The sequence below is a fragment of the Chelativorans salis genome (genome assembly GCF_025336525.1).
Classification (GTDB): domain Bacteria; phylum Pseudomonadota; class Alphaproteobacteria; order Rhizobiales; family Rhizobiaceae; genus Chelativorans; species Chelativorans salis.
In genome coordinates this window covers 651,284-675,770 of record NZ_JAOCZP010000002.1, presented here as the reverse complement: position 1 = coordinate 675,770, position 24,487 = coordinate 651,284, and the positions used below count along the sequence as shown (strand labels likewise).

The window sequence follows — 24,487 nt, the reverse complement described above, 5'->3', positions numbered from 1 at the left end:
GGCGCTAGTGTCGAGGGTGGCGTAAGCAATCTGTTAATACTATATTTAGCGTTTGCAGAGATGCTCGGCACTAAATAATGTGAGATTTCTCCTCTCGGAGAACAACCACAGGAAGCGTCAGAACGGACCAGCCGGATCCCCCCGGCGGGGCCCTTGCCCGGGCGGCAACGCCATACGGGCGAGATGGGGATCAGGTGTTGGAGAGCCGCCGTGACACGGGGCGCGGCGGCAGTCGGCGGACCCGGTGTCCGCGGGGGCAGATGTGATGAGCATCGCCCCGTGAAGGACGCTATATATAGGAATTGAAGAGGGCAAAGATGCGCATCGAACGTCGGTTCACCAAGGAAGGCCAGTCTCCCTACGCGGATATCGCCTTCCGCAAGGCCTTGAGCGAGATCAGGAACCCGGACGGCTCCACCGTTTTCCGGCTGGAGAACATCGATGTGCCGGCGCGCTTTTCCCAGGTCGCCAGCGACATCCTGGCGCAAAAATATTTCCGTAAGGCCGGCGTGCCCGCACGCCTGAAAAAGGTCGAGGAAAACGACGTTCCCTCCTTCCTGTGGCGTTCGGTGGCCGACGAGGAGGCACTCGCCGAACTGCCCGAGGACGAGCGTTATGGCTCGGAGACGAGCGCTGCGCAGGTCTTCAACCGGCTCGCCGGTACCTGGACCTATTGGGGCTGGAAGGGCGGTTATTTCGACACGGAGGCCGACGCGCAGGCCTTCATGGACGAGCTTTGCTATATGCTCGCCACCCAGCGCGTGGCGCCCAATAGCCCGCAATGGTTCAACACCGGCCTGCACTGGGCCTACGGTATCGACGGTCCCGGCCAAGGCCACTATTACGTCGATCCCTTCACCGGCAAGCTCACCAAGTCCAAGTCAGCCTACGAGCACCCGCAGCCGCACGCCTGCTTCATCCAGTCTGTCGGCGACGACCTCGTCAACGACGGCGGCATCATGGACCTTTGGGTGCGCGAGGCGCGGCTTTTCAAATACGGCTCGGGCACCGGCTCCAACTTCTCGCACCTGCGCGGCGAGGGTGAGCGGCTTTCGGGCGGCGGCAAGTCTTCCGGTCTCATGTCGTTCCTGAAGATAGGCGACCGCGCGGCGGGCGCCATCAAGTCCGGCGGCACGACGCGGCGCGCCGCCAAGATGGTCGTCGTCGACGTCGACCACCCGGATATCGAGGACTACATCGATTGGAAGGTGAAGGAGGAGCAGAAGGTCGCAAGCCTCGTCACCGGTTCAAAGATCGTCAAGAAGCACCTCGAGGCGATCATGAAGGCCTGCGTCAACTGCGAGGCCGACAATGACGACTGTTTCGATCCCACCAAGAACCCGGCGCTTAAGCGCGAGGTGAAGGCGGCCAAGCGCAACGCGGTGCCCGAGAACTACATCAAGCGCGTCATCCAGTTCGCGCGCCAGGGCTACACGAAGATGGAGTTCAAGACCTACGACACGGACTGGGATTCGGAAGCCTATCTCACCGTCTCCGGCCAGAACTCCAACAACTCCGTCTCGCTGAAGGACGATTTCCTGCGCGCTGTTGAGAACGACGGCGAGTGGACGCTGATCAACCGCATCGACGGCAAGCCGGCCAAGGTGCTGAAGGCGCGCGACCTGTGGGAGAAGATCGGCTACGCCGCCTGGGCCTCGGCCGATCCGGGCCTGCACTTCAACACGACGATGAACGACTGGCACACCTCACCGGCGGCCGGTCCCATCCGCGCGTCGAATCCGTGCTCGGAATACATGTTCCTGGACGACACGGCCTGCAACCTTGCGTCCATGAACTTGCTGCAGTACCGGCAGAAGGATGGAACCATCGACATCGCCGCCTACGAGCATACGGTGCGGCTGTGGACGATGGTGCTGGAGATCTCCGTCATGATGGCGCAGTTCCCGTCCAAGGAAATCGCCAAGCTCTCCTACGAGTACCGCACGCTGGGGCTGGGTTACGCCAATATCGGCGGCCTGCTCATGACCTCCGGCATTCCCTACGATTCGGACGAGGGCCGCGCCATCTGCGCCTCGCTCACCGCCATCATGACCGGCGTCGCCTATGCAACCAGCGCCGAGATGGCCGGCGAACTCGGCCCCTTCCCCGACTATGAGCGCAACGCCGAACACATGCTGCGCGTCATGCGCAACCATCGCCGCGCCGCCCATGGCGAGGAGGACGGCTATGAGAAGCTCGCCGTCAACCCGGTGCCGATCAAGGCGGAAGATTGCCCGCAGGCCGAGCTCGTGGAGCATGCCAAGGCCGCCTGGGACCGGGCGCTTGAACTCGGCGAGAAGCATGGCTACCGCAACGCGCAGGCGACCGTCATCGCGCCCACCGGCACGATCGGCCTTGTCATGGATTGCGACACCACCGGCATCGAACCCGACTTCGCGCTGGTAAAGTTCAAGAAGCTCGCCGGCGGCGGCTATTTCAAGATCATCAACCGTGCTGTGCCGGAGGCGCTCAGGACGCTCGGCTACTCGGAAGCCCAGATCGCCGAGATCGAGGCATATGCCGTCGGCCACGGCGACCTGAACCAGGCGCCGGGCGTCAACCCGACGACGCTCAAGGCCAAGGGTTTTCCCGACGATAGGATCAAGACGCTGAACGAGGCGCTGAAGTCGGCCTTCGACATCAAGTTCGTCTTCAATCAGTGGACGCTCGGTGCGGACTGGCTGAAGGAGACTTTCGGCTTCACCCAAGAGCAGCTCGACGACTTCTCCTTCGAGGTGCTGCCGGCGCTGGGCTTCTCCAGGAAGGAGATCGAGGCCGCCAACATCCACATCTGCGGTGCCATGACGCTGGAAGGCGCGCCGCACCTGAAGGACGAGCACCTGCCCGTCTTCGACTGCGCCAACCCGTGCGGCAAGATCGGCAAGCGCTTTCTCTCAGTGGAGAGTCACATCCGCATGATGGCGGCGGCGCAGCCCTTCATCTCCGGTGCCATCTCCAAGACGATCAATATGCCCAACGAGGCGACCGTCGAGGATTGCAAGGAAGCCTACATGCTTTCCTGGAAGCTGGCGCTCAAGGCCAACGCCCTCTACCGCGACGGCTCAAAGCTCTCGCAGCCGCTCAACGCCTCGCTGCTGGCTGACGACGAGGAGGATGCCGACGACCTGGTGGAAGAGCTGGTCTCCGCCCCGACGGCCGCCCAGGCCGCGCAGGTGACAGAGAAGATCGTCGAGCGCGTTATCGAGCGCGTGGTGCGCGAGCGCGAGAAGCTGCCGAACCGGCGCAAGGGCTACACCCAGAAGGCGGTGGTCGGTGGGCACAAGGTCTACTTGCGCACCGGCGAGTTCGACGACGGCCGCATCGGCGAGATCTTCATCGACATGCACAAGGAGGGTGCCGCCTTCCGTGCCATGATGAACAACTTCGCCATCGCCATCTCGCTGGGTCTCCAATATGGCGTGCCGCTCGAGGAATATGTGGAGGCCTTCACCTTCACCAAGTTCGAGCCGGCGGGCATCGTTCAGGGCAACGACGCGATCAAGAACGCTACTTCGATTCTCGACTATGTCTTCCGCGAGCTGGCGGTCTCCTATCTCGGCCGCTCCGACCTCGCCCATGTCGACACATCGGACTTCACCAGCACGACGCTTGGCCGCGGCATCAGCGAGGGCAAGGCGACACCCTTCTCCAAGGGGCTTACCCGGGGTGCCGCCCCCTTCAAGGTGGTGGGCAAGACCGAGCCCAAGGGCGAAGCCTCCGGCGGCACCCCGACGGCGCGCGCGGCCTCCAACGTCCGCGCCATCTCCCCGGGCGGCACGGTGACCGCGCTGAAGCCGGTCGTCTCCGAACTCCGCGAAGAAGCCTCCGCCTTCCGCCGCGACTACGAGGAGCGGGCAAAGGAACTGGCCGAGGAAGCGGCCGGGAACGAGGGCGCGGACGCGCTCTTCACCGACGAAGCGGCGGAAGAGGCCGCCGAGGCGAAAAAGGTGGAAAGCCACCGCCGCCAGCAGGCCATCGCGCAGGGGTATACGGGGAATATGTGCTCCGAGTGCCAGAACTTTACGATGGTGCGGAACGGGACTTGCGAGAAGTGCGATACGTGTGGGGCTACGAGCGGGTGTAGTTGAGTTTCAATGCCCGACCAGTTCGTTGGTCGGGCTTTTTCTTAAGTAGCAATTTCACCTGCAGGTGAAAAAACAGTGGGGAGAGGACATGGCAAATCTGACAGTCTTTGGATCAACATGCAGAGACATTCGCATGAAGACGAAAAAGCGCATGATCGACCAAGCGCAGGAATTTGGTTGTTCTCCATCATTCATCTCCGCAGTCGAGACTGGAGAAAAGCAAGTACCAGAAGGGTATGTAAAAAAATTCGGCGATTGGCTGAAGCTTGACCTCGTGACGAGGAAGCACCTTCAGCTTTTGGCCGACGCAAGAACGAACGTGATCCGATTTGTTCCAGTAGATAAGGAGCGGGCGGCTCTTGCAAGGCGACTATTCAGAAAAATCAACAAGATGTCGCCGAGTGAAATCCGCAACCTCAACGCATCGCTTCCTGGAGATGATTAATGAGTCACGACTACTGCGTCCCGGCCAAAAGCCGAACCGATATAGAGCAATTGGCCGCGGCTTGGCGAGAGGCCTTGGGTATCCCGACTGCCTGCCAGGCTCCGGATGTGATCCAGGCTCTTGAAAATGAGATGCCACGGCTATTCACAGACTTCGCTCTGTTAAGGAGGATCGTCTTTTGGACGGCGCGGAGGGGTACACGGAGTTCGATCCACCAAGGATCGTTTTGTCGGAATCCAGCTATCAAGCTGCCTGCAGATACCAAGGCCGGGGTAGGTGGACAGCTGCGCACGAGCTTGGTCATTTAGTCCTCCATAAGTCCGCAGTGCCTCTCGACCGCGCTCCGATACGGTATTCGAAGATGAAGGAGCTCCCTTCGTACGCGAGCGCCGAATGGCAAGCAAACGCGTTCGCGGCAGGCTTTTTGATGCCTGATTGGCTCGTGCGCGATTTCGTAGACGCTTCAGAAATAGCCGATTTCTTTTCAGTCAGCCGCTCTGCCGCTAAGCATCGCTTGGCGAATTTGGGCATATCAAAACCGCACGCGGTACCCCCGCAAGTGGTTGCATCAATCAACGCGTGGAAGGAACGGAAATGAACACCAGAGCCGACCACTTCGGATCGGCTCTGGTTACCGCGAAGAAGCCGAAGCCCACGCGGGGCGCAGAGATCGAAATCTCAACACCTGTAGCAAGGTCACATTATCGGGATTTCGCCCTCCGAGTCGAGGTAGCTTCGGTGCATACCAGCTATGAGTAACGACATATGTCAAACAAAGAGCGCAAGACCTTCGACGTTGGCCGCGACTCTCAATCCGGCCGCTTCATTACCGTAGAAGAAGCAGACCAACGTCCCAGCACGACCACGGTTGAACGGGTTCCCAAGCCTGGCCGTGGAGATACAAAAAGCGAACCGTCACGCAGAAAATAGACGATCGCTTCCTTGCCGGCCACCGGTGGTGGCCGGCAAACATCTATCGATCTCGCGCAAGATTGAAGCGCGAACTCGGCGACCATCCTTCCCCTTCGTCATCCTAGGGCGGAGCCGAGCGAAGCGGGGCGCAGACCCCTGGGTTCCATGCCGTTCCCTCTCCGACCGCGCCCGACGCTTCCGGCACTTCGCTCCCCTTGCTTGAAACGCAGCACACATGAAGGTCGTCACGGCATGGATCCTCGGGTCAAGCCCGAGGATGACGAAGCGGAAGGGAACGGCGCCCGACCCTGGCAGCCGGCGGCGGTTGCTGACGTGGTGTCTCGCTGACGCGGCCGCCATCCCCCGCCCGACGGCACAGTTGCACCCCCTTCGTCATCCTAGGGCGAAGCCGAGCGGAGCGAGGCGCAGACCCTAGGATCCATGCCGTTCCCTCTCCGACCGCGCCCGGCGCTTCCGGCACTTCGCTCCCCTTGCTTGAAACGCAGCACACATGACGATCGTCACGGCATGGATCCTCGGGTCAAGCCCGAGGATGACGAAGCGGAAGGGAACGGCGCCCGACCCTGGCAGCCGGCGGCGGTTGCTGATGTGGTGTCTCGCTGACGCGGCCGCCATCCCCCGCCCGACGGCACAGCCGCATCCCCTTCGTCATCCTAGGGCGAAGCCGAGCGGAGCGAGGCGCAGACCCTAGGATCCATGCCGTTCCCTCTCCGACCGCGCCCGACGCTTCCGGCACTGGACACCTTATGCCGGAAAGGCCGAACCCATCATCGCTGTCACGGCATGGATCCTCGGGTCAAGCCCGAGGATGACGAAGCGGAAGGGAACGGCGCCAACGTTGGCAGCCGGCGGCAGTTGATGATGCGGTGTCCCGCCGGCAGGGCCGCCATCCCCGCCATCAGACGCTAGGATGACAAACAGCGGGGTGGCATCACCAGCCCAAGCCTCGTAGCAGTTCCTGCCACTCGGGATTGGTCTTCTCGATGAGCTCGATCTTCCACTGTCGCGGCCAGCGTTTCAGTGATTTCTCCCGCTGGATTGCATCTTGCATGTCGAAATGTTCTTCGTACCAGATAAGCCGCGTGACGCCGTAGCGGCTGGTGAAGTGCGAACCTTTGCCATCCTTGTGCTCGGGAATACGACGGCCGAGATCGTTGGTCACGCCGATATAGATCGTGCCGCGCTTCTGGCTGGCGGCCATATAGACATAGCCGGTCATGAAGAGAACCTACCTCAACGGCTGTCGGAGGCTATGTTCTGCGGTTCCCCTTCACCCAGCGCGGCGGCTCGCCTTCGCAGCCGTCTTCCTCCCCCGCGCCTTCGCCGGCGCCGGCTTCGGCTGCCCTGCTTCCATTTCCAGGCGGGCCTGCCTCAGGCGCTCGGTCTTGGCGTCGCGGCGGGCTGCTTCCGCGTCGATGATCGCGCGGGCGGTGCGGTTGGTGATTTCGGCCTTGGTAGCCGCATTAGGCTTGGTGGGTGGGAAGAGGGTGTCCTTGGTGATGGCTTGGGTCATTTCGTTTCATCCTTTCCGGTGCGCCTGAAAAGCAAAAAGGCCGGGCGCTGCCCGACCTTTCCTCTCATCTCAAAGATCCGTGCCAGTACATCCGTGGTCACGGATCGAGATGAATGCGCTTTACGCGGCGCGCAGGTTGTCCGCGGCATTCTTGCCCGAGCGGCTGTCCCTGACGACGTCGAAGCTCAGCTTCTGGCCTTCCACGATGGTGCCGAGGCCGGCACGCTCGACGGCGGAGACGTGGACGAAGACGTCCGTTCCGCCATCATCCGGCTGGATGAAGCCAAAGCCCTTGGTGGAATTGAAGAACTTTACGGTTCCGGTGTTCATGACGATTTCCTTTCAATCGGTCACGGCGTTTGTCCACCGCGCCTTGGCACGGCAAACGGTTCAGATCGATTTTGAAGGGAAGTTCGTCGAGACGCCCGGAGGCGACAGCAGAGCTTAACAAGCAAGATCGATAGGGTCTTAAATAAGCACTTTCAGTTCTAAAACAAGGCGCTGGTCGAAAAATATTCGCCGGTGATGCAGGAGGCTGTTTGCGCCCCCGTTCGCCGTTTGCCAAGGAACGGATTCCTCCCCTCCCCGTTGGTCAGCCAGACCTCGAACAATGATCAATGGAGAACGCCATGCACCATCTTTCCGGCAAGCGTATCGCCGTCCTCGCCACCCATGGCTTCGAGCAGTCAGAGCTGGAGGTGCCGCTGAAGAAACTGCGCGAGGCAGGCGCCGGGGTTCATGTGGTTTCGCCGGAGGCGGGCGAGATTAGGGGCTGGGACAAGAAGGACTGGGGAGACATGGTGACGGTCGACAAGAGGCTCGAGGACGCGCGTCCCGAGGACTACGACGCCCTCGTGTTGCCCGGTGGCCAGATCAATCCCGATCTCCTTCGCGTGGAACCGAAGGCGCTCGAATTCGTGAAGAGCTTCTGGGCCGACAACAAGATCGTCGGCGCGATCTGCCACGCTCCATGGCTTCTGATCGAGACCGGCATCGCCAAAGGCCGCCGCCTCACCTCCTATCACTCGCTCAAGACCGACGTGATCAACGCCGGCGGAAAGTGGGAGGATGCGGAAGTCGTCACCGACCAGGGCCTCGTGACCAGCCGCCATCCCGGCGACCTCGACGCCTTTTGCGAGAAACTCGCCGAAGAGATTGTCGAAGGCCGCCACGAACGCCGCGCCGCCTGAGGCGGGCCAAACCGCCACGACGTTTTGCGCGCCCCGTCTGCTGCGGATTTGGAGGCAGCCGCCAAGCGCCCTCATGGTTCGACAAGCTCACCATGAGGGTCACGGAAGCCACGGCGCCCCTTTAACACTGAGAAGCCCAGCAGCGACCACGAGGCATCTGCTTTAGCGTGCCTATAAGCGGCGATTCACAGTAGCCCTAAACTCACGGTAGCCCTCATGGTGAGTTTGTCGAACCACGAGGGCGCTTTGGCGAATCTCAGCCGCTGATGTGACCGCGGGGCATGCCGTACATCAGCCGGTCGAAGCCATCGTGGCTGACATGCACCAGCGTGCGGTGGTCGCCGCCCTCGAAGTAGACGTCGCCGCTCACCTCCAGATCCTGGTCCACCACGCAGGGCAGGTGGTAGGGCGCGCCGAAGATTGGCACTGCGCCCTCATCACAATCGGGAAACAGCGCGGCCGCCTCCTCCTCGGACGCAAGCTCCACTTTCTCGCCGACGATATCGCGAACCTTCTTCAAGTCGACCCGGCGCGAGGCCGGCAGCACGGCAAGCAGGTAGCTGCCGTCCCACTTCAGCACCACGCCCTTGGCGAGCGCGGTGTTCGGCACGTGGCTCACCCGCGCCGTCATCTCCGAATTGCTGGTCTTGTTGTGCTTGGCGATATCGTAGGGGACGTGGTTGTCCTTCAGATATTCCTGCATTGTCATCGCGATGCCCATGACCTCATCCTCCCGGTCACATCGCCGCGTGAACGCGGCGGCCGCGGCCGACGGGATCGCGGGCAAAGGCGGCTTGCGCTGCCTTTGCCGGACCAGCGCCACGTCAGTCCGCCTGCTGGTCAGTTGAAGGGAAAGGATACACCCGGCGGGCTTGGGGGACAAGGAAGCGGCAAGGCCGGGAGAGGAAGGGCTTACTGCCCCTCCTCCACCTGCTCGGCCCAGCTCTCCACCTGCGTTTCGCCGTTCAGGAAGGGCAGGACGGTGGAAACGAGTTCGGGCGCGAAGAAGATGTCGTAGTGTGTGCGGTTGGGGATGATGGCGAGCCGGTTCTGCGACATGTTCTCGCGCATCCAGCCGGCATCCCTCAAGCCCCCGCCCAGGAGCTGGTAGAACTCAACGATATGCTCGGGGCGGTACATATCGCTGTCGCCGTAGACGAGCATCACCGGCATCTCCAGCTTCTTCACGTCCTCGGCCCAGTTGTAGGGCTTGCGCATGAGGGCGCCCATGCTGTCGAGCAGCTTCGGGAATTCCGAGACGTCCGGCGCCACCGCCGCGTAGGACTGGTACATCGGCGTATCCTTCATCATCTCAGCCATCCCCGCGCCCACCTGAGCCTGTTGCGGCAACATCTCGGGATAGAAGCCGTCCCGGGCGAATCCGGTCGAGACCAAGGCCAGCCGGCGCACCATCTCAGGATGCTGCACTGCGAGGCGGAAACCGGCACCGCCGCCGAAGGAATAGCCCAGGACATCGACCTCATCGTAGCCGAGTTCCTCAAGCACCACGGCGAGGTCGTCGCCGATGTCGATCAGGTCGATCTGGCGGTCGCCGAGCTGGGTGCGGCCGTGGCCGTGCAGGTCGACGGCGATCACCTCGCGCTCGCCAGTAAGCTCCGGCAGAATGGGCTCGAACATTTCGGCGGTTCCAAGCCCACCGTGGAGAAGCAGGAGCGGCTCCCCCTCCCCGTGGACCTCGTAGTAGTAGTTGACGCCGCTAGCTTCGATGTGGCCGCTCCTGGCGGGGGCAGGCTTGGCGGCTTGTGCTTCCATTGTCTTTTGTCCTTCCTCGGCTGTTGCGACTGCAGGCGCGGCGGCAAAGGCCGTGGCTGCAGACGCAACAATGGCGATCAGCGTGTTCTTGATCATCTCGGTCTCCCTCTTCCGCCGACATCCGCCGGCTGCAACGCCCCAAGGACGAGGGAGGAAGGATGGTTCCGACACCGCCGGGAAGAAATCAGCTCAAGGACAGGGATTGCCGATCTTCTGATGCAGGTTGTCCACCGCCGCCTGCATCTCCTCCGTCCAAGCAACCTCTGCCGAGGCCACCGCCTCCTTGAGCTGCGCCATGGTGGTGGCGCCGATGATGTTGGCTGTCATAAAGGGCCGAGAGCACACAAAGGCGCTGGCGAAGATGGCGGGCGTGAGACCGAAGGAACGGGCGAGTTCGTTGTAGGCGAGGAAAGCTTGCGCCGCCCCCGGTTTCTCGTAGCGCTGCAACCGGTCGAAGAGCTCCTTGCGCGAGCCCTTGGGCAACGCGCCGTGATCGTATTTTCCGGTCAAATACCCTTGCGCCAACGGCGAATAGGCAAGCAGGCTCACATCCTCGCGTTCACACGCTTCGGCGAGATTCACCTCGAAGGTGCGGTTGACGAGATTGTAGGCATTTTGCAGGGAGGCGATGCGCGGACCAGTGCCTTTGTCGGCCTCGGCAATAAAGCGCATGACGCCCCACGTGCTCTCGTTCGACAAACCCAGATGGCGGATCTTGCCCGACTTCACCAAGTCGTCGAAGACGGCGAGCGTCTCTTCGATCGGTGTCTCGTCATCATGACGCCTCGCTGTCCCCGTGACCCGTGTGGGGTTGGAGCCCCAGGGGATCGCCCGGTCCGGCCAGTGGATCTGGTAGAGGTCGATGTAGTCCGTCTGCAGCCTTTCCAGCGATTTATCGACAGCATCCGTGATGTCCGCGCGCACCAGCTTCGATGGCCGCCCGCCGCGGAACCACGGGTTTGCCGTACGACCCACCACCTTTGAGGCAAGCACCACCTTGTCGCGGTTGCCGCGTGCCTTCATCCAGGTGCCGATGATGCGCTCCGTCTCTCCTTGCGTCTCGGCCTTGGGCGGGATCGGATAAAGCTCGGCCGTGTCGAGGAAGTTCACGCCATTCTCGAAGGCATAGTCCATCTGTGCATGGCCCTCCGCCTCCGTGTTCTGCTGACCCCAGGTCATGGTGCCGAGACAAATTTTCGAGACGAGGAGATCGGTGCGGCCAAGGCGGCGCTTTTCCATGGGCTTTCTCCGGTGATTGAAGGCGGGCGAGCGCCCGAGAGAACGCCACTATAAGCGAGCGGGCGCGTCGCGCCAATGTCGGACGGCCTTCCACCCCATCAATCCGACTGCACACTGGCACAACAGAAATTGATTTGTCTGCTTGCCGGAAACGGATAAAAGCGGCCGGCGGGCGAATTGCGCCCCATTTTTGCCGCGCGCGTACGGCGGCAACCTATCCGCGGGAAAGTCCGAGTCATGTCTGTGCTGGTATCAGGCGCCGGAGCGCCGCCGGTCAATTCCTGGCTTGCCGAAGCGCGCGCCACGCTGGCGCTCGCCTGGCCGATGGTCATGACCAACCTCGCCCAGACGGCCATGAACGTGACTGACGTCATGATGATGGGGCGCTTGTCGCCGGCCGCGCTCGCCGCCGGCACGCTCGGCCATAATCTCTATTTCCTGCCGGTGATCTTCGGCATCGGTCTTCTCGCCGCCACCTCGCCCATGATGGCGAGCGCGCTCGGGCGCAAGCAGCATTCGCTGCGCGAGGTGCGGCGCACGGCGCGCCAGGGCCTATGGCTGGCCATTGCCGTGTCGCTGCCGATCTGGCTCCTCCTTTGGCAATGCGAGGCTATCCTGCTCGCCATGGGCCAGGATCCGGGTCTCGCAGCGCTGGCGGCAAGCTATATGCGTGCGCTGCAATGGGCGGTTCTGCCCTTCTTCGGCTATATCGTGCTGCGCTCCTTCATCTCGGCGCTCGAGCGGCCGGGCTGGGCGCTGGCGGTAGCCTTCGTCGCCGTCGGCTTCAATGTCCTAGCCAACTGGTGCGTGATGTTCGGCAATCTGGGCTTTCCCGCGCTCGGCATCGTCGGCGCGGGGATCGCCACGGCATTGTCCAGTATCTTGTTGTTCGCCGGCCTCGTTGCGGTCGTCTCGCTCGACCGCACCTTTAGGCGCTATCAGCTCTTCGGCCGCTTCTGGCGCCCGGACTGGCCGCGTTTTGTCGGGCTTTTGAAGCTCGGGCTGCCGATCGCCGCCATCCTCACCTTCGAGGTATCGATCTTCAATGCCGCCGCCTTCCTGATGGGCCTCATCGATCCCGTGTCGCTGGCAGCCCACGCGATCGCCATCCAGATCGCCTCGGTCAGCTTCATGGTGCCGCTGGGGCTCAACCAAGCGGTCACTGTGCGCGTTGGCCGCGCCTTCGGGGCGCGCGACGCCGCGGCCGTCACCCGCGCCGGCTGGACGGCCTTCGTCATGGGGGTGAGCTTCATGGCTGTGATGGCACTTCTCATGCTTCTGGCGCCGCGTCTGCTGATCGCCGGGTTCCTCGACCTCCAAGCGCCGGAGAACCAGCCTGTCATCGCCATGGCGGTCACCTTCCTGGCGCTTGCGGCGCTGTTCCAGATCGCCGATGGTGCGCAAGCGGTGGCGAGCGGCATGCTGCGCGGCCTGCACGACACCACGGTGCCGATGATCTATGCGGCCATCGGCTATTGGGGCATCGGCCTGCCGTTCGGCGTCCTACTCGCCTTCCCCTTCGGCTATCAGGGCGTCGGAATCTGGCTCGGTCTGTTCACCGGGCTTGCAGTCGTCTCGGTATTGCTTCTTTCGCGCTGGCTGGGCCGCGCGAAGCTCATGCCTTTTTCCACCTGAAGCGGCCGCGCTTGGCCTCATCGATCAGCATGTTGGCCACCTGCATGCGGATGATAGCGCGGGCGCGCAGGTGCTCGGGCACGCGGTCGGGATGGTTGCGGAAGGCGAAGTCGCGGCGCAGCCGGTCGAGCTCCTTCGGCTTGGCCTGCTTGCCGAGGCCAAGCTCGTGGGCGATGTCGTCGGGATCAACGGAAGGCTCCGGCGCTATGGCCTTGTCGCCCGCCGGCCCCTGGTCCGCAAACATCCGGTAGGCCGCCTGGATCATGTCTTCCGAAAAGCTGATCCGGCCGGAATTCAGTTCCTCGGCCACCGAGAGATAGTCGATCGAAACGAGATGAGCCCCATCCGGCTCGCGGCCGTGCTCTGCCAGGAGCTCATCCAGCATGCTTGCGAAATCGCGCGGTACGCGCCGTCCCATTAGACCGCCCTCCCCACCCTTTAAGGCACCGATCCAGGACGCAAGGTTAAGCCCTCGGACGTTAAGAAAAGTCTTCCCGCCGAACCCGCATTTTAGAGGTGCGCTCCTTTGGCGCGGCGCCCGTTCAAACGGCGCCCGCGCATGCTATGGTCGGCACGAGCCGTCGGACGAAACATGACCGGAGCAGTATCCATGAAGCCACTTCCCCTTGTCGCGGCCATGGCCTCTTTCTTGCTGGTATCGGGCCTTCCCCCGGCCGCCGCCGATCCCGCCTATCTGGACGATCGGTCGAGCCCGGAGGCGCTGGTCCGCTCGCTCTACAACGCCATCAACCGCAAGGAATATGCGCGCGCCTACGCCTATTTCTCGCCGCCGCCGACGGAGACGCTGGACGCCTATGCCGAGGGCTATGCCGATACCGAGAGTGTGGAGGTGGTGACCGGCCTTGCCAGCCAGGAAGGCGCCGCCGGCAGCGTATACTACTCCCTGCCCGTCGCCATCCTGGCGCAGAACACCAACGGCCAGGACCAGGTGTTCGCCGGCTGCTACACGCTGCGGCTCGCCGACCCGCTGGTGCAGACGACGCCGTTCACGCCGCTTCACATCGAGGAAGCGCATCTTTCGCCCGCCGATGGCCCGCCGCGCGAGGCCTTACCGACCGCTTGCGGCGACGCACCGCCGCAGGAGGAAGGCAATATTCTGTTCGAAGAGGCGAGGAAAATCTTCGCTACGCTCTACGGCGACGAGTGCCGGACGGGCGCTGACGCGCCGGAAGAGCCGCAGCACCACGTGATCCCCTTCAACTACGCTTATGAGGAACCGGACACGCCGCCGCACGAGGCGCATCTCTTCCGCTTCTTCTGCAATGTGGGTGCCTACAACGAAACCCACGCCTATCTGATGACCGATGGGCGGGGGCAGCTCCTGCCGCTACGCTTCGCCACGCCGGAGCTCGATATACGATATGAGAATGACGACATGGAGGGAGCCGTGGAGGAGATGCGGATCATTGGCTATACGTCCGACGATCTGCTGTTGAACTCTGAATTCGATCCCGACACGCTGGAGATCATCTCCCGTGCCAAGTGGCGTGGCCTGGGCGATGCCTCCGCCACGGGCATCTGGCTCTTCCGTTCCGGCGCCTTCACGCTGGTGAAATACGAGGCGGATGCCTCTTATGATGGTGAGGTCAATCCGGAACTGCTGGTCGACTATTACAGCACCCCGTGAGAACACCTCCTGCGCCCGAATCCTATCGCCGCACGGCTAGCATCCAGTTGAGCGTCTCGCGCCAGTCGGTCATGCGGATGGGCGTACCGTGGCTGCCCGTCTCGAAGCGCACGAAGCGGACGGGATAGCCGGGTGCCGCGTCGCGAATGCCGCGATAGAACGCCTCCTGCTTGTCGATGGGGAAGACGGTGTCGCGGCTGCCGTGGGCGATGAAGATGGGCACGCGGCGGCGGAAGGCTTCCGTCTTCACAAAATGATCGTCCCACATGGAGCCCAACAGCAGCAGCCCGTCTAGCTGGGGCGCCAGCGCCGGTTCGCGTGCAAGCCGCCAGCACAGCGCTCCGCCCATGGAGCCGCAGGCGAGGAAGATCGGTGCTTGCGGAGAGCGTGCGGCGTAGAGGGAGATAAGCGCGGCTATCTCCGCCGCACCTTTTTCGCCGAAGTCGGAAAAATCCGGCGAGAGATAGAGCCCGCCGTTGTGGCCCATCAGGTTCTTGATGCGGTTGAAATTGCCGCCGAAGGTGAAGTCGTTCACTCCCTGATGCCGGCTGCCGCCCTGGCCATGCAGATAAACGGTGATGATGCGCGGACGGGCCGGACGGCCGACGGCGAAATGGCGCACAGGGCCGGCCTCGGTCTTGGCGAGAAGGTCCTGCTGCAGGCGGCGAATGTCAGTGCTGATATAGCGGCTCTCGGCTTGCCGTTCCGGCACGGCGTCGCGCTGGTTGATGTCGCGGAGCTCGCGATAGTCGATTATGCGGTAGGCGCCGTTGTCGTGGGACTCGAGGATTGGTGGATAGGTAAAGAGTTGGTCCTTGAAGGGGGCGAGTTGGAGGGCCGTGGCGGGGGTGGTGAGGACGAAGGAGATGAGCCAGAGGAGGGTTGGGACGAGATGGCGCACTATCGCCCCTCGACGCTCAACACGCCGCCGGCGGCCCGCAGCGCTTCCGGCGTATCCACATCCAGGCTCGCCGCCGCGCCGAGCTCCACGTCGATCACTTCCAACGGTGCACTTTCGATGATGTGGCGTGCGCCGGTGTCGCCCTCCAACCTTTCCACCTCCGCAAAAAGCGCGCGCGGCAGGATGACAGGATTGCCGCGTTTTCCACCGTGGGTGGCGCGTACGATGGCCTGGCCGCCGGCTGTCGCGAAGGTTTCGATCAGGCGGTCGAAATCGGCGGTGGCAACCTCCGGCATGTCGGCCAGCGCCACTAGCGCGCCTGCGGCGGACGGAGGAAGCGCGCGGATTCCGGCCTTCAGCGAGCTTGCAAGGCCCGTGGCGAAATCCTCGTTCTTCACGTGCCTGAGGTCGAGGCCGGAAAGCGCCTGCGAGACCGCGTCGGCCTCGTGCCCTAGCACGGCGACCGTGTCGGCCGCCCTGCTCTCCGCCACGCGTTCGGCAGTGCGGCGCACCAGCGGCTTTCCCGCGAAATCGGCAAGGAGCTTGTTCCGCGCGCCCATCCGGCGCGACTGACCGGCGGCCAAGAGCACCGCCCACACTTTCGCCGGTGCCGGCTTCGCAGCCACCTCGCGCGGCTGTGGGCGGGTGGGGATTTCCATGAGAAGCCCGCCAACCCCCATGCCGGCGATCTCCTCCGGGCTTACCTGAAGCCCCGCCGCGAGGCGATCGAGCACCCAGTCGAAGCCATTGAGCTTAGGGCTGCGGGCGCAGCCCGGCGCGCCGATAACCGGTTTGCCCTCGAGCGTGCCGACGACGAGCAGGTTGCCGGGATCGACCGGCATGCCAACCCGCGAGACCGTCCCGCCGACGCGGCGGATGGCGGCCGGAATGACATCGTCCTCATCGCAGACAGCGGAGGCGCCGAAGACGAGGATCATGTCGTTGTCCGCAATCTGCGCGCGGATGGCCGCGGCGACGCGCTCCTCCTCGTGCGGAGGGCGGGCCTCGCCGGTCAGCCGGCTTTCCGAGCGGGCAAGGCGGGCCTCGGTGATGCGGGCGGTCTTGTCGAGCACGCTCGACTTGACGCCCGGCAGAACAGTCTGCACCAGGCCCACACGCTGCGGCGCGAAGGGTTTTACGGAAAAAGCCTCGCGCGCCGCGCAAGCGATCTCGGCCTGTGCCACCAGGTTTTCCGGCACGGCAAAGGGGATGATCTTCACCGTCGCCACCATCTGCCCTGCCTGGACCGTGGCGAAGGGATCCAGCGTGGCGATGGTGATGGCCGGGTCTATGCCGTTGATGGCGTCGATAACCGTCCTGTCGACGAGAAAAACGCCGGCCTCCGACGCATGCAGGTTCACCCGCCCGGTGGCGGGCGGTCGGGCCTCGACATGGGCGGCATCAAGGGCGGCGGCGATGCGGCGGGCAGCGGCATCCTCGTCGAGGTCGTCCGGATCGAGAACGGCTGCAACCACCTCGCGCACGCCCGCGTCCCGCAGCATGCGCACGTCTTCCGCCGTCAGCCGATGCGCCTTGCGCAGGCGTTTGTCGCCGGCAGCCATGGCATGGGCAAGGATTGCGCCCTCCGCTTTCTCGATCGTTATGGGGCCGAACCTCACGCCGCCTCACCTTTCCGTGCTTCCAGCCCGCGCGAGCGCAGGGCCTCGATAATTTCCGCCAGCACTGCGACGGCGATCTCCGGCGGGCTCGCCGCACCGATCGCCAGACCGATGGGCGCGTGGACGCGCTCGATAGCGGAGGACGGAACGCCTGCCGCCGTCAACCGCTCGACGCGTTTGGCGTGGGTCTTTCGGCTGCCGAGCGCGCCGACATAGAAGCAGCCAGCTTCGAGTGCAGCCATCAGCGCCGGGTCGTCGATCTTCGGGTCATGGGTGAGTGCCGCTAGCGCGCAATAGGCGTCGAGCGGGCTCCTTGCCAGCGCCTCCTCCGGCCATTCGGCATCGAGCCGGACACCGGAGAAGCGTTCTGGCGAGGCGAAGGCCGTGCGCGGGTCGATGATGTGGACGTCAAAGCCGGCCATGCGCGCCATCGGTGCCAGTGCCTGGCTGATGTGGACGGCGCCGATCATGACGAGTCGTGGCGGCGGCAGGTGTACGTTGAGGAAGAACGTGCGTCCGTCGACCTCCACCGTGGCGGATTTGTCGGAGCGGAACGCCTTCTCCACCGCCTCGCCCAATAGCCCGGAGACGGGATCGCCCTCCACCACCACCCGGTCGCGCCCGTCGCCCAGGTCGGTGACGAGGAGAGCCGCGCGGCGTTCGCGGCGGCATTGATTGAGCTTCTTCAGGGCATAGGGGTCCATGGCTCAGCCCAGTCGCTCGACATAGACCTTGATGCGGCCGCCGCAGGAGAGGCCGACCTCCCAGGCCGTTTCGTCGGCAACACCGAACTCCAGCATGCGCGGCTTGCCGTCGGAAAGGACGTCGGTGGCCTCCGCCACCACTGCACCTTCCACGCAGCCGCCGGAGACGGAGCCCTCAAAATGCCCCTCCCCGTCGATGACCAGATGGCTGCCCACGGGCCGTGGAGCCGAGCCCCAGGTCTCGACGACGGTGGCAATGGCCACGTCCTTGCCGGCCTTCATCCAGTCCTCGGCGGTCATCAGGGGGTCGAGCGGTTCGCTCTGGACTTCCTCGGGCATTTTTCGCCTCCTCCCGGTGTGTCGAGATTGCGAGCGGCAGAACGGTGGAAGATTCCCCTCACTTGCGATTTTCTGGGTTTAGCGAAGCCTTGGAAATCACAAGTGGGGTCTTTCCGACATCTCCACGCAAAATCTCGGAGCATATCCTTGACCCATTCCAATATGGTCACGCAGGCAGGCGGTTGCCAAGCCCCCGTTCCATCACGGCTCCCATGCGCCCGCGCCGCGGCGGGGCGGAGAGCGCCCGGCACAGGTCTCCCAGCGCCTCCAGCGTGTGAACCGGGCGGAACTCATCCACGTGCGGCAGCATCGCCTTCACGCCGCGCGCCTTGGCCTCGAAGCCTTCGAAGCGCAGGAGGGGGTTGAGCCAGATGAGGCGGCGACAGGATTTGTGGAGCCGCTCCATCTCGTGAGCGAGCCGCTCGACATGGTCGCGCTCCAGCCCGTCGGTGATCAAAAGCACCGTCGCCCCCTGCCCCAGAACGCGGCGCGACCACAGGCGATTGAAGGTGTGAAGCGCCTCGCCGATGCGCGTGCCGCCGGACCAGTCGGGCACGGCGTTTGCACATTCGGCCAGTGCCTCGTCGGGGTCGCGGTGGCGCAGCTGGCGCGTCAGGTTGGTGAGCCTCGTGCCGAAGACGAAGGAATGCACGCGGCGGCGCTTTTCCGTCAGCGCGTGCAGGAAGTGCAGGAAGATGCGCGTGTACTGGCTCATGGAGCCGGAGATGTCGGCGAGCACGACGAGGGGCGGATGCATCCGGCGTGGGCAGCGAAAACGCGGCAGGATGAGGTCGCCGCCGGTGCGCAAGCCGAAGCGCATCATGGCGCGCGGGTCGATACGCTCGCCGCGTGAGTCCGGGCGGAGGCGGCGGGTGGCGACGAGATCGTGCGGCATGACGAGCGCGGCCATCGCCTGCCGCGCGGCCGCCAACTCCTCTGTCGTCATTTGCGCGAAGTCCTTGTCGCGCAGCACCTCGTTGGCCGACAGCGAGAGGCGCGCGTCGAGTTCGATCTCGTTGCGCGCAAGCGGGTCGCGGCGGTCGTTCTGGAAGGCTTCGCCGGCCCGCGTCTCGCCGGCGCGCGGCTTCTCCTTCTCTGCCCGATCTGGCGCCACCGGCGAGAGCATGGCCAGCATCTTCTCGATCAGCTCGCGCGAGCGCCAGAACAGGCGGAAAGCCTCGTCGAAGACGGCGTGGTCCTCGTGCCGTTTCACGAGAACGGCGTGCAGCGTCCAATAGAAATCGTCGCGCGTGCCGATGCCGGCCGTCAGCACGGCCTCGATGGCATCGGTGACGGCACCAGGGCCGACGCGCAGGCCCGCCTTGCGCAGTGCGCGGGCGAAATAGACGATATTGTCGGCAAGCCGCCCCTCCGGATCGGCGCTCGTGCGGCGTTGCTTGCTGCCGGCGGCCATGGCCTCAGCTCGCGGCTTCCAGCTCGGCCTTGACCTCGCTCAGGATCTTCGCACCCTCGCCCTCCCGCAGCCGCGCGATGTCGTCCTGGTACTTCAGGAGCACGCCCAGCGTATCGGAAACGGTTTCGGGGTCGAGCGCAATCTTGTCGAGTTCGGTCAAGGCGTTCGCCCAGTCGATGGACTCGGCCACGCCCGGCACCTTGAAAAGGTCGATCTCGCGCAGTTTCTGCACGTAGTGGACCACCTCTTCGGAGAGGCGGCGGTTGGCCTCGGGCACCTTGCGGTGGACGATCTCCAATTCGCGCTCGGCGTCCGGATAATCCACCCAGTGATAGAGGCAGCGACGCTTCAGCGCGTCGTGGATTTCGCGCGTGCGGTTGGTGGTGATGATGACGATGGGTGGCTCGTCGGCGCGGACGGTGCCAAGCTCGGGCACGCTCACCTGATAGTCGGAAAGGATTTCCAGAAGGAAGGCCTCGAAGGCCTCGTCCGTGCGGTCGAGCTCGTCGATGAGGAAGACGGGAGCTGCACCGATGTCACCGGAAAGCGCCTCCATGACGGGACGGCGGATCAGGTATTTCTCGGAGAAGACGTTGTGCTCCATGATGTCGCGGTCAGCCGTCCCCGTCGCTTCCTCCATGCGGATCTCGATCATCTGGGCAGCGTAGTTCCACTCGTAGACGGCCGAGGAGACGTCCAGCCCCTCGTAGCACTGGAGCCGGATGAGACGGCGGCCGAGGGAGGCGGCCAGAACCTTGGCGATCTCCGTCTTGCCGACGCCGGCCTCGCCTTCTAGAAACAGCGGCCGCTTCATCTTCAAGGCCAGGAAGAGCACGGTGGCGAGCGCCCGGTCGGCCACGTAATCGGCATCGGCCATAAGGTCGAGCGTCTCGTCGATCGACTGCGGGAGGGCGCGTGGGGTGAGTGCGGACATTGTTTCTCCGAAGGATTAGAGAACGCGGTAGCCGCGGTCGTGGTAAAGCAGCGGGCGCAGGTTAGCGCCCACGCGCAGGCCTGTCACCTTGCCGAAATAAATACGGTGGGTGGCAAGGTCCTTGGTGTCGATCACCTGACAGTCGAAAACGGCCATGGCGTCGGTTAGCGCCGGTGCGCCTGTCGACAGCGTCTCCCACTCGGCAAGGGCGAACCGCTCGTCGGGCGGCAGACGAGTAAGGCCGGAGAAGGCGTCCGACAGCTCCTGATGATCGGCGGCCAGCGTGTTGAGCGCGAAGACGCCGTTCTTCAGAAAAAAGTCGTTGTTGACGTTCTCACGGTTGAGGCAGACGAGCACGATGGGCGGATTGTCGGAAACGGAGCAGGCAGCGATAACGGTGACGCCGCGGCGCCCGGCGGGCCCGTCCGTGGTGACAACGTGCACAGCGCCGGCAAAGCGGGCCATTGCGTCACGATAATGCTGCGGTGCTACGTCGTTGGTCTTCAGCACGAAAAATCCCCGTCGCCTCGTTACAGATAGGTTGCGGCCCGACGCATACAAGCGGCCGGCGGGCCGCCTCAATAGCGTGTTGCGCCGAGGCCCGCCACCATTTACCAGTGGCGGAAGTTCAGAACTATGCGTGCTAATTGAGGATTTTCAGTCTGTACCCCCTGCGTCCAGTCTTGCTCGCCCTCCAGCTTTCCGCTTTGGCGGCGGTAGCCCCGGCGCATGCGCAGGAGGTGATCGTGGGTCTTTCGGCGCCGCTGAGCGGCAATTTCGCAACGCTGGGCACGCAATGGGCGGAAGGGGCGCGGACGGCGATCAAAGGCGACGCGACAGCACGGCTGGTGGAGGCCGACGACGCGTGCACCGAGGAAGGCGGGGCTGAGGCTGCACACGCGCTGGTGGAGGCAGGCGCGGCAATCGTCATCGGCTTTCTGTGCACGCCGGCCGTCGAGGCAGCCATGCCGATCCTGAAGGAGGCTGGGGTTCCAGTGGTCACCCCCGTGCGCACGGGCGGATTGACCGACCAGAAGGCGCGTACGGACTGGCCCGTCTACCGGCTCGGCCCCCGCACCGACGACGAGCGCGAGGCGGTGGCGGATATCCTGATCCGGCGCTGGCGCAACGAATTCTTCGCCATCGTGGACGACGGCACGATCTATGGGCGGGAGCTAGCGGAGAACCTGCGTGCCGCCGCCGAACTGGCGGAGTTGCAGCCGGTCTTCATAGACACCTTCAGGCCTCAGATGGACAACCAGATCGGTCTTGTCGGCCGGCTGCGGCGGGCGGGCGCCACCCATGTCTTCGTCGGAGGCGACCGCAGCGACGTCGCGATAATGGCACGCGATGCCGAGGAACTCGGCTATGAGGTGACCTTTGCCGGCGGCGAGGCGCTCAGGGCCGAGGACGATCTGGTGCCGCTTCCCGCCGGCGTGCTGATGGTCGGGCCGCCGCAATGGCACGAGATTGCCGCTCCCGAAATACTTCAGGCCTTGCGCGAGGCGGGCGTAGAGTCGGAAGGTTACGTTCTGCCTGGTTATGCGGCCACCCAGCTTGCGACGGGTGCAGTGCGCGTCGCGGCCGAGGACGGCAAGCCGGTCGTGGAGATCCTCGACGATTTCGCCTTCGATACGGCGATCGGGATCGTCCGCTTCGACGAAAATGGCGATCTCGCACGCAACATTTACCGGCTTTTCCGCTACGACGGCGAGGAATTCGTGGAGGTGGAATAGGTGTTCCGGACGGGAGACAAGAATCTGATCACCGATGTCGCGGGGCTCAAGGTCGGCAACAGCCAGAATGCACGGCTGAAATCCGGCGTCACCGTGGTGCTTTGCGGGGAGCCGGCGACGGCAGGCGTCAAGGTGCTGGGCGGGGCGCCGGGGACGCGTGAGACGGACCTTCTGGCGCCGCACAACCTGGTCGAGAGCGTGAACGCGGTGGTGCTTTCAGGCGGCTCAGCCTTCGGGCTTGATGCCGCGTCCGGCGCACAGGGCGCGCTGCGCGAGATGGGCAAAGGCTTTGAGGTGGGAGGCTTTCGTGTGCCCATCGTACCGGCGGCGATCCTGTTCGACCTCGCCAATGGCGGCGACAAGGACTGGGGCCGCTTTCCGCCCTATCGCGAACTCGGATACGAGGCGACACAGGCAGCGGCGGAAGATTTCGCGCTCGGCACGCACGGTGCGGCCACGGGCGCAACCACGGCGGGATTGAAAGGCGGGCTCGGCTCGGCCTCCTGCATTCTGCCGAACGGCGTCACAATCGGCGCGCTGGTGGCCGTCAATGCCATCGGCTCCACGACGATAGGCGACACGGCGCATTTCTGGGCGGCACCGTTCGAGATCGGCGCCGAGTTCGGCGGCCTCGGCCTGCCCTCGCCGCTTCCCGGCAACGCGCATGACGTTACCACCAAGCTCGGCGGAGCGAAGCTCGGCGGCAACACGACCATCGGCGTGATTGCCACCGACGCAAAACTTACCAAGGCCGCCGCGCACCGGCTGGCGATCGCCGCCCATGACGGCTTTGCCCGCGCCATATGGCCGGCGCATACACCGCTCGACGGCGACCTCGTCTTCGCGCTAGGGACGGGGTACAGCGGAGTGGAGCCCGACATTCCAGCAAGCGTGGAGCTATACGCCGCCGCTGCAGCCACCATGGCGCGCGCTATCGCCCGTGGGGTTTTCGCGGCGGAAAAGGCTGAAGGCGACGTGATGCCAGTGTGGTCGGAGCGGTAAGACTTCCCCCTGCTAAAGGGAAAGGTGTACTCGCCCCGGTTGGCGGAAAAGGATATAAGCCGTTGCGAGAAAAAGAGGGGCCTTTGCCATGCCGACCCTGCGCCTGTTTGCCGCCCTTGCCGCGCTCTTGCTAACCCTGCCCGCCGCGCGCGCCGGCGACACGGCAACGGTGGAGATCCTCGGCTTCAGTGAAGACGGCGGCATCTTCGCCTTCGAGGAATACGGCATCCAGGACGGCTCCGGCTTTCCCTACGCGAACCGCTTCTATATCGACACGACGAGCGATAGCTTCCTGCCCGGTACGCCCATCCGCGTGCGCATCGACGACGAAGGGGCGACGTTGGAAGTGGCGAGGCAGGACGCGAAAGATCAAGGTCAATCAGTGATTTCCGATGCCGAGCTTACCCCCGGCTTCACCGCCGGCTGGAACGCGGTGACGGAACATTCGGCCGATCCGCACCGCATGATGGTGAACCCGCGCCCCGTCGAGCCGCCAATCGACGAGGCGCTGGAGTTCCGCCTGGAAGAGCGACACCTTCAGCAGCCGGAAAACTGCGAAGGCATGGGAACGATCATCGGGTTCCACCTCCTGCGGGTCGGCACCGCACCGGGCGATGAAACCACCACCGTGCACGAGGACGCGACCATTCCGTCGAGCCGCCGTTGTCCGCTCGGCTACAGGCTGACGGGCATCCAGACCTATCACCCACAGGGTGGGCCGGCCGTCTTCGCCGTCCTGATCGCAATCCGCAGCTTCGGCTTCGAGGGGCCGGATCATCGTTTCATCGCAGTGACGGGACAGCTTTAGGCGTGCGGCACGGCCCTTTCACTCCCGTTTCCGCGGCATACGCCACGAGCCGCCCAAGAGCCGCGCTGCCGCCCATAGGCGCTACAGTGCTCGGCACGGTGCTTTGGAGCCTGATGATGGGCGCAAGCGCTCTCGCAGGGATTGCCCACTGGGTCGATCATTCGCGGGTCGCTACGATCACTCTCACCTTCACCCTCGGCGCCGCACTCGCCTTCCCGACCGCGCTCTACCCCGCCTGTCAGATGGCCAGGCGCTTCGACACCGGCCGCCGCTTCGCCTGCTTCTTCCTGGCCCTCGGCGTTGCGACCGTCGGCTTCACGGCGCTGGTCTTCGCGTTCCAATACGTGGCTTCCGTTGCGTCCTGGCATGAGGGGGTGAGTCTCCACGACCTTGCCGATTGGCTCCTTTTCACCACGGCGACCGCGCTCTACCAATTTGCCGTGCTCGGCCTCAGGCTCTATTTTCCCTACGGGCTGCTCGCCCTTTTCGCCTTCGGCTTGTGGTTTGCCACCCGGTTGCGTTGACACCTTCCGCTTGTCTGCTACACCCCCGGATGGCTTCCCTTTGAA

General features: G+C 64.1%; 24 protein-coding genes. 10 read left to right on the top strand and 14 right to left on the bottom strand.

The window, feature by feature from the left end; translation table 11 throughout:
* Positions 1-317 precede the first annotated feature (317 nt).
* The 3 genes from N5A92_RS09260 to N5A92_RS27465 all read left to right on the top strand — a co-directional run bounded on the left by N5A92_RS09260 (position 318) and on the right by N5A92_RS27465 (position 5,128).
* Positions 318-4,088, top strand: coding sequence for a vitamin B12-dependent ribonucleotide reductase (locus N5A92_RS09260; RefSeq protein ID WP_260902006.1), 3,771 nt, complete (start codon positions 318-320; stop codon positions 4,086-4,088).
* Between the two features lie 85 nt (positions 4,089-4,173).
* Positions 4,174-4,530: a hypothetical protein gene (locus N5A92_RS09255; protein WP_260902004.1), complete on the top strand. Its 357-nt coding sequence runs from the start codon at positions 4,174-4,176 to the stop codon at positions 4,528-4,530.
* Positions 4,531-4,708: 178 nt separating this feature from the next.
* Positions 4,709-5,128 carry an ImmA/IrrE family metallo-endopeptidase gene (locus N5A92_RS27465; protein ID WP_425248551.1) on the top strand — a complete coding sequence of 140 codons (420 nt, stop codon included), beginning with the start codon at positions 4,709-4,711 and terminating at the stop codon, positions 5,126-5,128.
* A 1,266-nt stretch (positions 5,129-6,394) separates the two neighbouring features.
* Here the strand turns inward: N5A92_RS27465 and N5A92_RS09250 are convergent.
* The 3 genes from N5A92_RS09250 to N5A92_RS09240 form a co-directional block, all read right to left on the bottom strand.
* Positions 6,395-6,682 (bottom strand): GIY-YIG nuclease family protein, encoded by a 288-nt coding sequence (locus N5A92_RS09250; protein ID WP_260902002.1) that lies wholly within the window; start codon positions 6,680-6,682, stop codon positions 6,395-6,397.
* 51 nt (positions 6,683-6,733) lie between these two features.
* Positions 6,734-6,976: a hypothetical protein gene (locus tag N5A92_RS09245; RefSeq protein ID WP_260902000.1), complete on the bottom strand. Its 243-nt coding sequence runs from the start codon at positions 6,974-6,976 to the stop codon at positions 6,734-6,736.
* A gap of 120 nt (positions 6,977-7,096) precedes the next feature.
* The gene (locus N5A92_RS09240; protein WP_159586594.1) at positions 7,097-7,306 is read right to left on the bottom strand and encodes a cold-shock protein; all 210 of its coding nucleotides are present in this window, start codon (positions 7,304-7,306) and stop codon (positions 7,097-7,099) included.
* 299 nt (positions 7,307-7,605) lie between these two features.
* Here N5A92_RS09240 and N5A92_RS09235 point away from each other — a divergent pair, with 299 nt between their 5' ends.
* Positions 7,606-8,166, top strand: coding sequence for a type 1 glutamine amidotransferase domain-containing protein (locus tag N5A92_RS09235; protein ID WP_260901995.1), 561 nt, complete (start codon positions 7,606-7,608; stop codon positions 8,164-8,166).
* Between the two features lie 256 nt (positions 8,167-8,422).
* Here the strand turns inward: N5A92_RS09235 and N5A92_RS09230 are convergent, their stop codons facing one another.
* From N5A92_RS09230 to N5A92_RS09220, 3 genes are all read right to left on the bottom strand, one after another.
* Positions 8,423-8,887, bottom strand: coding sequence for an aminoacyl-tRNA deacylase (locus N5A92_RS09230; protein ID WP_260901992.1), 465 nt, complete (start codon positions 8,885-8,887; stop codon positions 8,423-8,425).
* Between the two features lie 191 nt (positions 8,888-9,078).
* Positions 9,079-10,035, bottom strand: a complete 957-nt coding sequence (locus N5A92_RS09225; protein ID WP_260901984.1) for an alpha/beta fold hydrolase — start codon at positions 10,033-10,035, stop codon at positions 9,079-9,081.
* A gap of 93 nt (positions 10,036-10,128) precedes the next feature.
* A complete protein-coding gene (locus N5A92_RS09220) occupies positions 10,129-11,178 on the bottom strand; it encodes an aldo/keto reductase (protein WP_260901983.1) in 1,050 nt (349 codons plus the stop codon).
* Between the two features lie 237 nt (positions 11,179-11,415).
* Here N5A92_RS09220 and N5A92_RS09215 point away from each other — a divergent pair, with 237 nt between their 5' ends.
* Complete coding sequence (locus N5A92_RS09215) at positions 11,416-12,813, top strand: MATE family efflux transporter (protein WP_260901982.1); 1,398 nt, start codon at positions 11,416-11,418, stop codon at positions 12,811-12,813.
* On the opposite strand, the gene N5A92_RS09210 is transcribed toward N5A92_RS09215, so the two are convergent.
* Positions 12,794-13,231 (bottom strand): hypothetical protein, encoded by a 438-nt coding sequence (locus N5A92_RS09210; protein ID WP_260901981.1) that lies wholly within the window; start codon positions 13,229-13,231, stop codon positions 12,794-12,796. The genes N5A92_RS09215 and N5A92_RS09210 overlap by 20 nt on opposite strands.
* A 192-nt stretch (positions 13,232-13,423) precedes the next feature.
* Between N5A92_RS09210 and N5A92_RS09205 the strand changes: the two genes are divergently transcribed.
* Positions 13,424-14,461 (top strand): DUF1176 domain-containing protein, encoded by a 1,038-nt coding sequence (locus tag N5A92_RS09205; protein ID WP_260901980.1) that lies wholly within the window; start codon positions 13,424-13,426, stop codon positions 14,459-14,461.
* A gap of 22 nt (positions 14,462-14,483) precedes the next feature.
* On the opposite strand, the gene N5A92_RS09200 is transcribed toward N5A92_RS09205, so the two are convergent.
* From N5A92_RS09200 to N5A92_RS09170, 7 genes are all read right to left on the bottom strand, one after another.
* On the bottom strand, positions 14,484-15,362 hold the full coding sequence (locus N5A92_RS09200) for an alpha/beta hydrolase (RefSeq protein ID WP_260901979.1): 879 nt from the start codon (positions 15,360-15,362) through the stop codon (positions 14,484-14,486).
* Positions 15,362-16,981: a molybdopterin-binding/glycosyltransferase family 2 protein gene (locus N5A92_RS09195; protein WP_260901978.1), complete on the bottom strand. Its 1,620-nt coding sequence runs from the start codon at positions 16,979-16,981 to the stop codon at positions 15,362-15,364. The genes N5A92_RS09200 and N5A92_RS09195 overlap by 1 nt, the downstream gene beginning before the upstream one ends.
* Positions 16,978-17,685: an XdhC family protein gene (locus N5A92_RS09190; protein ID WP_260901977.1), complete on the bottom strand. Its 708-nt coding sequence runs from the start codon at positions 17,683-17,685 to the stop codon at positions 16,978-16,980. The genes N5A92_RS09195 and N5A92_RS09190 overlap by 4 nt, the downstream gene beginning before the upstream one ends.
* Before the next feature lie 3 nt (positions 17,686-17,688).
* Positions 17,689-18,024 (bottom strand): XdhC family protein, encoded by a 336-nt coding sequence (locus N5A92_RS09185; protein WP_260901976.1) that lies wholly within the window; start codon positions 18,022-18,024, stop codon positions 17,689-17,691.
* Positions 18,025-18,190: 166 nt separating this feature from the next.
* Complete coding sequence (locus N5A92_RS09180) at positions 18,191-19,438, bottom strand: vWA domain-containing protein (RefSeq protein WP_260901975.1); 1,248 nt, start codon at positions 19,436-19,438, stop codon at positions 18,191-18,193.
* Positions 19,439-19,442: 4 nt separating this feature from the next.
* Positions 19,443-20,372, bottom strand: coding sequence for an AAA family ATPase (locus tag N5A92_RS09175; RefSeq protein WP_260901974.1), 930 nt, complete (start codon positions 20,370-20,372; stop codon positions 19,443-19,445).
* A 15-nt stretch (positions 20,373-20,387) separates the two neighbouring features.
* Positions 20,388-20,882 (bottom strand): flavin reductase, encoded by a 495-nt coding sequence (locus N5A92_RS09170; RefSeq protein WP_260901973.1) that lies wholly within the window; start codon positions 20,880-20,882, stop codon positions 20,388-20,390.
* 236 nt (positions 20,883-21,118) lie between these two features.
* Here N5A92_RS09170 and N5A92_RS09165 point away from each other — a divergent pair, with 236 nt between their 5' ends.
* The 4 genes from N5A92_RS09165 (at position 21,119) to N5A92_RS09150 (ending at position 24,442) form a co-directional block, all read left to right on the top strand.
* Positions 21,119-22,108 carry a branched-chain amino acid ABC transporter substrate-binding protein gene (locus tag N5A92_RS09165; RefSeq protein ID WP_260901972.1) on the top strand — a complete coding sequence of 330 codons (990 nt, stop codon included), beginning with the start codon at positions 21,119-21,121 and terminating at the stop codon, positions 22,106-22,108.
* Positions 22,109-23,110, top strand: coding sequence for a P1 family peptidase (locus N5A92_RS09160; protein ID WP_260901971.1), 1,002 nt, complete (start codon positions 22,109-22,111; stop codon positions 23,108-23,110). It begins immediately after the preceding gene.
* An 88-nt stretch (positions 23,111-23,198) separates the two neighbouring features.
* On the top strand, positions 23,199-23,918 hold the full coding sequence (locus N5A92_RS09155; RefSeq protein WP_260901970.1) for a DUF2259 domain-containing protein: 720 nt from the start codon (positions 23,199-23,201) through the stop codon (positions 23,916-23,918).
* Between the two features lie 116 nt (positions 23,919-24,034).
* Positions 24,035-24,442, top strand: a complete 408-nt coding sequence (locus tag N5A92_RS09150) for a hypothetical protein (RefSeq protein ID WP_260901969.1) — start codon at positions 24,035-24,037, stop codon at positions 24,440-24,442.
* Positions 24,443-24,487: the final 45 nt, after the last annotated feature.

Bases quoted from the DNA above. Each gene is read 5' to 3' on its own strand.
- N5A92_RS09260 (WP_260902006.1), top strand. From the start codon at position 318: ATGCGCATCGAACGTCGGTTCACCAAGGAAGGCCAGTCTCCCTACGCG.
- N5A92_RS09255 (WP_260902004.1), top strand. From the start codon at position 4,174: ATGGCAAATCTGACAGTCTTTGGATCAACATGCAGAGACATTCGCATG.
- N5A92_RS09250 (WP_260902002.1), bottom strand. From the start codon at position 6,682: ATGACCGGCTATGTCTATATGGCCGCCAGCCAGAAGCGCGGCACGATC.
- N5A92_RS09245 (WP_260902000.1), bottom strand. From the start codon at position 6,976: ATGACCCAAGCCATCACCAAGGACACCCTCTTCCCACCCACCAAGCCT.
- N5A92_RS09240 (WP_159586594.1), bottom strand. From the start codon at position 7,306: ATGAACACCGGAACCGTAAAGTTCTTCAATTCCACCAAGGGCTTTGGC.
- N5A92_RS09235 (WP_260901995.1), top strand. From the start codon at position 7,606: ATGCACCATCTTTCCGGCAAGCGTATCGCCGTCCTCGCCACCCATGGC.
- N5A92_RS09230 (WP_260901992.1), bottom strand. From the start codon at position 8,887: ATGGGCATCGCGATGACAATGCAGGAATATCTGAAGGACAACCACGTC.
- N5A92_RS09225 (WP_260901984.1), bottom strand. From the start codon at position 10,035: ATGATCAAGAACACGCTGATCGCCATTGTTGCGTCTGCAGCCACGGCC.
- N5A92_RS09220 (WP_260901983.1), bottom strand. From the start codon at position 11,178: ATGGAAAAGCGCCGCCTTGGCCGCACCGATCTCCTCGTCTCGAAAATT.
- N5A92_RS09215 (WP_260901982.1), top strand. From the start codon at position 11,416: ATGTCTGTGCTGGTATCAGGCGCCGGAGCGCCGCCGGTCAATTCCTGG.
- N5A92_RS09210 (WP_260901981.1), bottom strand. From the start codon at position 13,231: ATGGGACGGCGCGTACCGCGCGATTTCGCAAGCATGCTGGATGAGCTC.
- N5A92_RS09205 (WP_260901980.1), top strand. From the start codon at position 13,424: ATGAAGCCACTTCCCCTTGTCGCGGCCATGGCCTCTTTCTTGCTGGTA.
- N5A92_RS09190 (WP_260901977.1), bottom strand. From the start codon at position 17,685: ATGGACCCCTATGCCCTGAAGAAGCTCAATCAATGCCGCCGCGAACGC.
- N5A92_RS09185 (WP_260901976.1), bottom strand. From the start codon at position 18,024: ATGCCCGAGGAAGTCCAGAGCGAACCGCTCGACCCCCTGATGACCGCC.
- N5A92_RS09180 (WP_260901975.1), bottom strand. From the start codon at position 19,438: ATGGCCGCCGGCAGCAAGCAACGCCGCACGAGCGCCGATCCGGAGGGG.
- N5A92_RS09175 (WP_260901974.1), bottom strand. From the start codon at position 20,372: ATGTCCGCACTCACCCCACGCGCCCTCCCGCAGTCGATCGACGAGACG.
- N5A92_RS09155 (WP_260901970.1), top strand. From the start codon at position 23,199: ATGCCGACCCTGCGCCTGTTTGCCGCCCTTGCCGCGCTCTTGCTAACC.
- N5A92_RS09150 (WP_260901969.1), top strand. From the start codon at position 24,035: ATGGGCGCAAGCGCTCTCGCAGGGATTGCCCACTGGGTCGATCATTCG.